This is a genomic window from Nostoc sp. (genome assembly GCF_035638895.1).
Lineage (GTDB): Bacteria > Cyanobacteriota > Cyanobacteriia > Cyanobacteriales > Nostocaceae > Nostoc.
The window spans coordinates 1-7,145 of the sequence record NZ_DASQZC010000550.1 but is presented as its reverse complement, the minus strand read 5'-3'; the positions used below and the strand labels follow the sequence as shown (position 1 = coordinate 7,145).

At 43.2% G+C, this 7,145-nt stretch carries 8 protein-coding genes and 1 pseudogene; 7 read left to right on the top strand and 2 right to left on the bottom strand.

Annotated elements, in window-relative coordinates:
* Positions 1–214: pseudogene (locus VE944_RS34220) on the bottom strand (IS630-like element ISAcma27 family transposase); the annotation flags it as partial.
* A gap of 11 nt (positions 215–225) precedes the next feature.
* Here VE944_RS34220 and VE944_RS27100 point away from each other — a divergent pair.
* The 4 genes from VE944_RS27100 to VE944_RS27085 all read left to right on the top strand — a co-directional run bounded on the left by VE944_RS27100 (position 226) and on the right by VE944_RS27085 (position 3,235).
* Positions 226–402, top strand: a complete 177-nt coding sequence (locus tag VE944_RS27100; protein WP_324984558.1) for a hypothetical protein — start codon at positions 226–228, stop codon at positions 400–402.
* Positions 396–1,385, top strand: a complete 990-nt coding sequence (locus VE944_RS27095) for a hypothetical protein (protein WP_324984556.1) — start codon at positions 396–398, stop codon at positions 1,383–1,385. Before VE944_RS27100 ends, VE944_RS27095 begins: the two co-directional genes overlap by 7 nt.
* A gap of 561 nt (positions 1,386–1,946) precedes the next feature.
* The gene (locus VE944_RS27090; protein WP_099099597.1) at positions 1,947–2,192 is read left to right on the top strand and encodes a hypothetical protein; all 246 of its coding nucleotides are present in this window, start codon (positions 1,947–1,949) and stop codon (positions 2,190–2,192) included.
* An 11-nt stretch (positions 2,193–2,203) separates the two neighbouring features.
* Positions 2,204–3,235 (top strand): hypothetical protein, encoded by a 1,032-nt coding sequence (locus tag VE944_RS27085; protein ID WP_324984551.1) that lies wholly within the window; start codon positions 2,204–2,206, stop codon positions 3,233–3,235.
* 52 nt (positions 3,236–3,287) lie between these two features.
* Here the strand turns inward: VE944_RS27085 and ilvA are convergent, their stop codons facing one another.
* On the bottom strand, positions 3,288–4,799 hold the full coding sequence (gene ilvA, locus VE944_RS27080; RefSeq protein WP_322646100.1) for a threonine ammonia-lyase, biosynthetic: 1,512 nt from the start codon (positions 4,797–4,799) through the stop codon (positions 3,288–3,290).
* 395 nt (positions 4,800–5,194) lie between these two features.
* Between ilvA and VE944_RS27075 the strand changes: the two genes are divergently transcribed.
* From VE944_RS27075 to VE944_RS27065, 3 genes are all read left to right on the top strand, one after another.
* Positions 5,195–5,497 (top strand): RNA recognition motif domain-containing protein, encoded by a 303-nt coding sequence (locus VE944_RS27075; RefSeq protein WP_324984544.1) that lies wholly within the window; start codon positions 5,195–5,197, stop codon positions 5,495–5,497.
* A 178-nt stretch (positions 5,498–5,675) separates the two neighbouring features.
* Positions 5,676–6,188 (top strand): hypothetical protein, encoded by a 513-nt coding sequence (locus VE944_RS27070; RefSeq protein ID WP_324984541.1) that lies wholly within the window; start codon positions 5,676–5,678, stop codon positions 6,186–6,188.
* Positions 6,189–6,399: 211 nt separating this feature from the next.
* Positions 6,400–7,145 (top strand): aldo/keto reductase (locus VE944_RS27065; protein ID WP_324984538.1); only part of this gene is annotated, 746 nt, incomplete at its 3' end.

Here is a 7,145-nt window from a genome sequence, read left to right as displayed (position 1 = left end):
TCGAGATATTTCAACTCTATCTCACAGGCAACTGCGGCTAATTCCAACATCTCCAAATCGGCTTGCTTTATTGCCTTTTTGATTGGGTCTTGTTTTTTGGAGTGGCAAATTCAAAGTTCGTTTCCAACGGTAGTTTTTTTTTGACTAATCTTCGTAGTCGGTCACTACTCAAATCTACTAACCGTTCTTGTTTGAACAACTTGGCCTTTATTTGCAGCAGAGCGAGTGGTTGAAACTTTACCTGAAGATTTTAGGGATAAAATCACCAAACCTTCTCAAACCCGCCCCCTACTCCGGCTGGTCAAAACTCCCGACAAGTTACAACAAGCTGTTGCGATCGCAGCCCAAGAAAAACCCTTTGGCAGCAGATTGTCACTTTCCCTGATGGTGAGAGATTGCTGATCAATAATAGGGATCTAGATGCTGCGAGTGTCCCATTCCCCAAAGAGCAGACTTATCCACCAGAATACACTGAAGCAATTGCCCAAATTAAAGAACAGCATCAGCAAGAGTTAGAGCGACTTTCCCAGGAATTGAGGATTAGCTTGCAAACAGAAGCGTCGACCAGAGCAGAAGACCAAGCTAAAGAGCAAATTCAATCCCTTCAAAACCTGTACAAGCAGCAGAAGGAGCAGAATATTCAGTTGCAGCAACGATTGGATGAGATGGAATCGCTACGGCAGTTGGAGGCTGAGAATCAACAACTCAAGCAGCGCATTCAAGTTTTGGAAAACGCCGTACAGGAACGCCCTCAAGAGCAGTGGGGGAATACCATGACGCAGCAGGCAAGCAAAGTGTTGAATAAGCAGGTAAAGCTTGCACTAGAGAAAACTATTGATTTGCGATCGCTAGCTGTTGAACCACCAAAAGAAAATGCCCAAGAATGTCTGCGCCTAATGGGTATGGCGTTGAAGAATCTCGCCAGCGCCATGAACAACACCCAAGCCCTGGAAGCCGCGGCGATAATTCTGAGGAGTGAGGCGACACCACAAGCAATCGCATATCGAGCCGAGCAATTGTCAATGTTGCCCCAGGCAGTTAGTGACATTAGAGCGGCGCTAGCTAAACCGGGTTGTAGCTGGGAAGAGTTTTGGAATGTTGCCCAAGAATACGAGGTGATTAAACAGGACTACTGGGTAGAATTAACCAGCGAGGAAACAAAATTAATTACTGCCTTAGAAATCGCTTCTTCTCAACCTGACACAATTGGCGTTGGTTCTATTGTTGCTCATGCTGACCCATACCGCACTTTGTATGTGGAACGAGGCGAAATGATTCAGGATTTGGGAGAAGAACTAGTGGTTGCATGGGATCACTGGCAGAACGAATCCAAGAAAACTGACAGATATTTCCCAGAGGAGTTGCGGTTCTGGCAACCCTTTTAGTCGTACTGCCCAATATACTGATGATTTTTTAGACACATAAATATCAGTAATGCGGGTTAGCTCGAATGTGTAACACCTGTGACAGGGGTTGAACTCTTTGGCAGGTAATTTCCATCATTTGAATAGGGAATATCGTAAAACTTACCAATAGACATCTCCAAAAATGAATGTAAAGACGCAGCAGTGCTACGTCTTTACAAGGGTTCTGGATAATGCATATTTAATTTTCGCAGATGTCTAATACAGACACACTGGCAATAACTTAATTTGACAAACAGTGGAAGTAAATAATCCTGCACTTCCTTAACCCCAATTTCTTTGCTGATGGCGATGAAAATTGCCTGCGCCTAAAAAATGGTAGTGGTATTTCCTCATCACCAATTATATGCTGAGAGGATAGTCAATAACTAACTATCAAGTTCCTCATCTGCACTTTATGATAGGTGTCAAATTCACTGAATTGAATAAAACTTCTACATAAACACACACTGATGCAGCTTGATTTGCTTGAATAGCTATATTGATAGGACATTGATACGAGAGCAATTCACAATCCTGATTATGGCAAGTAAATTCATTGATGTTAGAGAATATACTGTCAGGGCGCACAAAAGACAGATTCATACTCGTGTTTTCCAGTTTGTCTGTAAAGAGTGTAACGATCTGACAAAGCGTGAGACTTTCGGGCCTCGACCCTTATATTGTGAGAGATGTCGCCCTCCCCAACCGCCTAAAAAATCCCAGCCAGCATCTCACAAAGCAAAACCCAGAGCAATGTCTTACAAAAGTGACATCGATTTAAATTGATTTGAAGCCGTATGACTCAAAATGGACAATTAGAACCACCACCAGGTACTTTTCTCTCACCATTGTTGGAATTACGAGACTATTATGCTCGCCTCACACAAGAGTATGAACGCCTCTTTGTGCAGGCGCGGGAGCAGCTCGATCATGTAGAAGCGTTGTTGTCTAACTGGTCTTTTTCTGATCACAGCAACCAGATATCAAGTCTGACGGCGGCTGATGAAACCTCGGATGTTTCCGAAGAAGACTCTTTGCGCTTTTTATCACCTCTTGATGACATCGACGAAATCAACTTGGTGAAGTCTGTATCAGAACTTGCAAACAAAGACTTGGTTGAAATCGATAATTCCTTTTCTGCTGTTGATACAAAAGAGAGTCAACCTTCAACTACATCACCAGATCCAAAGATCGCTCCAGAGAACAACGATAGTTCAATGAAGGTGGCTGAAATCCCTATGCTACCCCAGTATAATCACGCTGTTTCGCGAATGGAAGCCATAAAACAGCTATTGCAAGAGCAGATAGGTACTGTGTGTCATATCGATTTTATCGTGCGATCGCTTTATGGAGACTTAGATTCCAACGTATTCAAAGTAGTCAAAGGTCGGGTTCAATCTTCCCTTACCCAAGGCAGGGAAAGGAATTACTGGGTAACTATTCCTGATGAGCCAGGTTGTTATACTCTGGATTTAAGTTTGGTAGCCCCAAGTAAGCGCAATGGTGCTTCTAGGAGCATCAAAAACAAAAATAAGAAGCCTTTTATACCCCCGACAAAAGCAGTACCGATGCTCAAAGCCTTTGAGGGTCAATTCTTAATTGATGCCCTCACCTCTCTGTTTGAAGAAAATCCAGGTAAAGTTTTCAGCGTTGCTGAAGTCATCGCCGGAATTTATGGAGAACTAGATTCTCAGCAACTTCGAGAGGTCAAAAATAAGGTGCTGAATGAATTATCTAGAGGCTATCGGACAGGCAGATTCTCTAGGGTTCCTAACCAAATTGGCTTCTATACTTGGGATTCCAATATGATATTGGGGAGTAGGGAGTAGGGAGTAGGGAGTAGGGGATTGTTATTCTTCTCCTACTCTCCCTGCTCCCCACTTATCCCAAAAACAGCTTGTATGCCGGATTTTTGTTTTCATCCCAATAGCGATAGCCCAGGTTATCGAGAAAAGCTTGCCACTCTCCCATCTCGTGCGGGGGAACCTGGATACCAACAACGATTCGACCGTAGTCTGAGCCGTTGTTACGGTAGTGAAAAAGACTAATATTCCAGTCGGGACTCATGGAAGTAACAAACTTCATCAATGCGCCGGGACGTTCGGGAAACTCAAAACGGTAGAGCAATTCATTATGAGCTAAGGGAGAGTGCCCACCTACCATGTGCCGCAGATGTAATTTAGTTAGTTCATCGTCTGTTAAATCAAGAGTTTCAAATCCTTGAGCTTCAAAGTTTTCTACCATCTTGGCAGCATCAGCACGATTTTGAATTTGCACACCGACAAAAATATGGGCTGTTTTTTCATCGGCAATGCGATAATTAAACTCGGTAAGATTACGATTGCCAATACATTCACAAAACTGGCGAATACTTCCCCGTTCCTCTGGAATTGTGACCGCAAAGATTGCTTCGCGGCGTTCGCCTAACTCTGCCCGTTCTGCCACAAAGCGGAGACGATCAAAATTCATGTTTGCACCACAAGCTACAGCAATTAAAGTTTGTCCCTCGATTTGCTCTCGTTCTGCGTAGGCTTTAGCAGCTGCGATCGCTAATGCACCGGCTGGTTCTAAAATTGATCGCGTATCCTCAAACACGTCTTTAATGGCAGCACAAGTATCGTCTGTATCCACCAGAATAATTTCATCTACATACTGCTGACACAAACGGAAGGTTTCTTCACCTACTTCTCGCACCGCCACACCATCAGCAAATAACCCCACTTGAGACAAGCGCACCCGATGTCCGGCTTTTAGCGATTGAGACATAGCATCAGCATCTACTGGTTCAACGCCAATAATCTTGATTTCGGGACGCAAGCGTTTTACATAAGCCCCAATGCCAGAAATTAATCCGCCCCCTCCAATTGCGACAAAAATCGCATGGATGGGTTGCTGATATTGTCGTAAAATTTCCATCCCAATTGTTCCCTGTCCAGCAATGACATGAGGATCATCAAAAGGATGAATAAACGTCAAACCTTTTTCTATTTCTAATTCACGGGCATAGCTATAAGCATCGTCGTAAGTATTTCCATGTAAGACAACTGCTCCGCCCCTCATTCTAACCGCGTCCACCTTGACTTGCGGTGTGGTTACTGGCATAACGATAATCGCTTTGGTTCCTAAGCGACTGGCTGCAAGGGCGACTCCCTGAGCATGGTTCCCCGCAGATGCGGCAATTACACCCTGTGCCAATATATCTGGTGGCAGTTGCACCATTTTGTTATAAGCACCCCGCAATTTAAAGGAAAATACTGACTGCATATCCTCACGTTTCAGCAGGAGTTGATTATTCAGCCGCGCAGACAAATTTGGGGCATACTCCAGTGGTGTTTCCTGGGCAACATCATACACACGGGCAGTCAAGATTTGGATGAGGTAGTCGCAAAACATGGGCGTCAAGGTGTTAGCAAATGCCGGATGGAAACTAATTTTACGTTACAAGCGATCGCACTGGTTTTATTTAATTGCACTCTCTCAAACTTTTGAGTGAATAAAATTTACAAATTACTACTGTTTGAAGAGAAATCAGTTCAGTAATTTAATTTTGTTTGTTACCTTAAATTCAGTGCGATCGCTGGTAGATTTATTTTAAAAGAGTTTCGCTAATTGTCCGAGTATTTAGGCCAACAGATAAGTATAATGTTGCTTATGAATATAACTTCTTAATTTATGTTAAAGTGTGCGTGAAAGATTAAATTCGGCTATGTAGTTTGTTTTTATATATACTTGTATTACAGACCTCTCCGGATCTAAATCTCTACAGCCCCTGATTCTGGAGACATTCTATGTCAATTTACGTCGGTAACCTATCTTATGAGGTTAAAGAAGATGACCTCCGGCAAGTCTTTGCAGAATACGGAACGGTAAAAAATGTTCAATTGCCTATCGACCGAGAAACAGGTCGGATGAGAGGTTTCGGCTTTGTAGAAATGGAATCAGACGCACAAGAAACAGCAGCGATTGAGGCCCTTGATACTGCTGATTGGATGGGTCGGAGCTTAAAAGTTAATAAAGCCAAGCCCAAGACAGACGGAGGTTCCTCTGGCGGTAGACGAGGTGGTGATGGTGGTTCCTCTCGGCGCTATTAAGGTTTAAAACTAAGAATTTAGCTCTAAAGTCTTGAGGGCAGACAAGGCGTCTGCCTTTTTTTGTGCTTTGGTTGACAGGTTTCTTTTGGACTAATGACTAATGACTTTCGCGTTGCAGTTTGATAATAACTATCTCTTATGAAGCCATGCGCTCGTTTTTGTAATAGGTGTAGCAACCATGAACCCAGAAGCTAAACATATTGTTAGCGAACTAAGACGTGAGTTCTACTCTAACTTTGCTGCTGCTATGAATTTGCCCGTGAGCATAACTGGTACATCTTATAGTAGTAATTCTCCGATCGCATCTTGGATGGATCATAGGCAGAGACTAAACTATCTAAATGTATACCCTTATACAGCACCTGATGAATTTGTCCCATTCCGTCCATTCATTCTTCGACTGGCTGTTAATAAGAGTGCTGGTATCACGACGTTCAGAAAAGGACAAGTCTGCCGAGGTCTTAATTTGATGTGGGACTTTGAGTTAACTGTACTACCAAAAGAAATTTTAGACTTTCTCCCCTGGATAGTTAACTTAGTGGAGTCACATGACAAAGGTTCGCCCTTGTTGCTACAATCACCACCTCATTCATTTGAGTTAAAAGTACCAGAAGTCGGGTTATTTAATAGCGCATGGACTCAGAAAGCTTGGCTCCTTGCGAATTCCCCAATAGATTTATCTGAAATATAATCTGTGTGCATAAAAAATAGTAGAACGTAAATTTGAACGTCTATCATTTGTCTAGCATAATGAAAAATCATACTTTAATATTTGCAGCGATCGCTACGTCCGCCATTGACATTAGCGAGTCATAGAGCGTCAGCCTCTTGTAGAGGTTGCATCGCAAAATTTTTCGGACTATATGCCTGATAATTAATAAGGCAATCTACAGAGAGCAAAGATGCAGACTCTCCAAAAACTTACACTCCCAAATATGGGCTGCGGCACTTGGGCCTGGGGCAACCAACTACTTTGGGGATATAACGAAAGTATGGATGACCAGTTGCAAGCGGTGTTTAACCTTTGTGTAAGCAACGGTGTGACTTTATTTGATACAGGTGATTCTTACGGAACTGGGAGATTGAATGGTCGCAGTGAACTACTTCTGGGACGATTCAGCCAGGAATATGTAGGTTTAGGCAAAGAAAATATTTGTATTGCGACTAAGCTTGCTGCTTACCCGTGGAGATGGACACGTAAATCAATGGTAAGGGCTTGTAAATCATCTGCCCAACGCCTGGGGAGAAACGTAGATTTGGTACAGATGCACTGGTCTACAGCGAATTATGCTCCTTGGCAAGAGGAAGGGCTATTAGATGGCCTTGCCGATGTGTATGACCAAGGACTAGTTAAGGGAGTGGGACTATCCAATTATGGGCCTAAACGGCTTAAGCAAGTGCAGAAAAAGTTTGCTGAACGAGGCGTTTCTATTAGTACTTTGCAAGTTCAATATTCTTTGTTGTCTACATATCCTGTCACCCAACTAAAGCTCAAAGACCTTTGTGATGAGTTGGGAATAAAACTTATTGCCTACAGCCCTCTAGCTTTGGGGCTATTGACTGGGAAATACTCCCAGCAAGGCCCTTTGCCCAAAGGCATCCGAGGTCTGCTATTTAGGCAGATATTACCAGGAATGCGATCGCTTTT

Excerpts from the sequence above, each read along its gene's own strand:
- VE944_RS27090 (WP_099099597.1), top strand. The coding sequence starts at position 1,947 with ATGGCAAGTAAATTCATTGATGTTAGAGAATATACTGTCAGGGCGCAC.
- ilvA (WP_322646100.1), bottom strand. The coding sequence starts at position 4,799 with ATGTTTTGCGACTACCTCATCCAAATCTTGACTGCCCGTGTGTATGAT.
- VE944_RS27075 (WP_324984544.1), top strand. The coding sequence starts at position 5,195 with ATGTCAATTTACGTCGGTAACCTATCTTATGAGGTTAAAGAAGATGAC.
- VE944_RS27070 (WP_324984541.1), top strand. The coding sequence starts at position 5,676 with ATGAACCCAGAAGCTAAACATATTGTTAGCGAACTAAGACGTGAGTTC.
- VE944_RS27085 (WP_324984551.1), top strand. The coding sequence starts at position 2,204 with ATGACTCAAAATGGACAATTAGAACCACCACCAGGTACTTTTCTCTCA.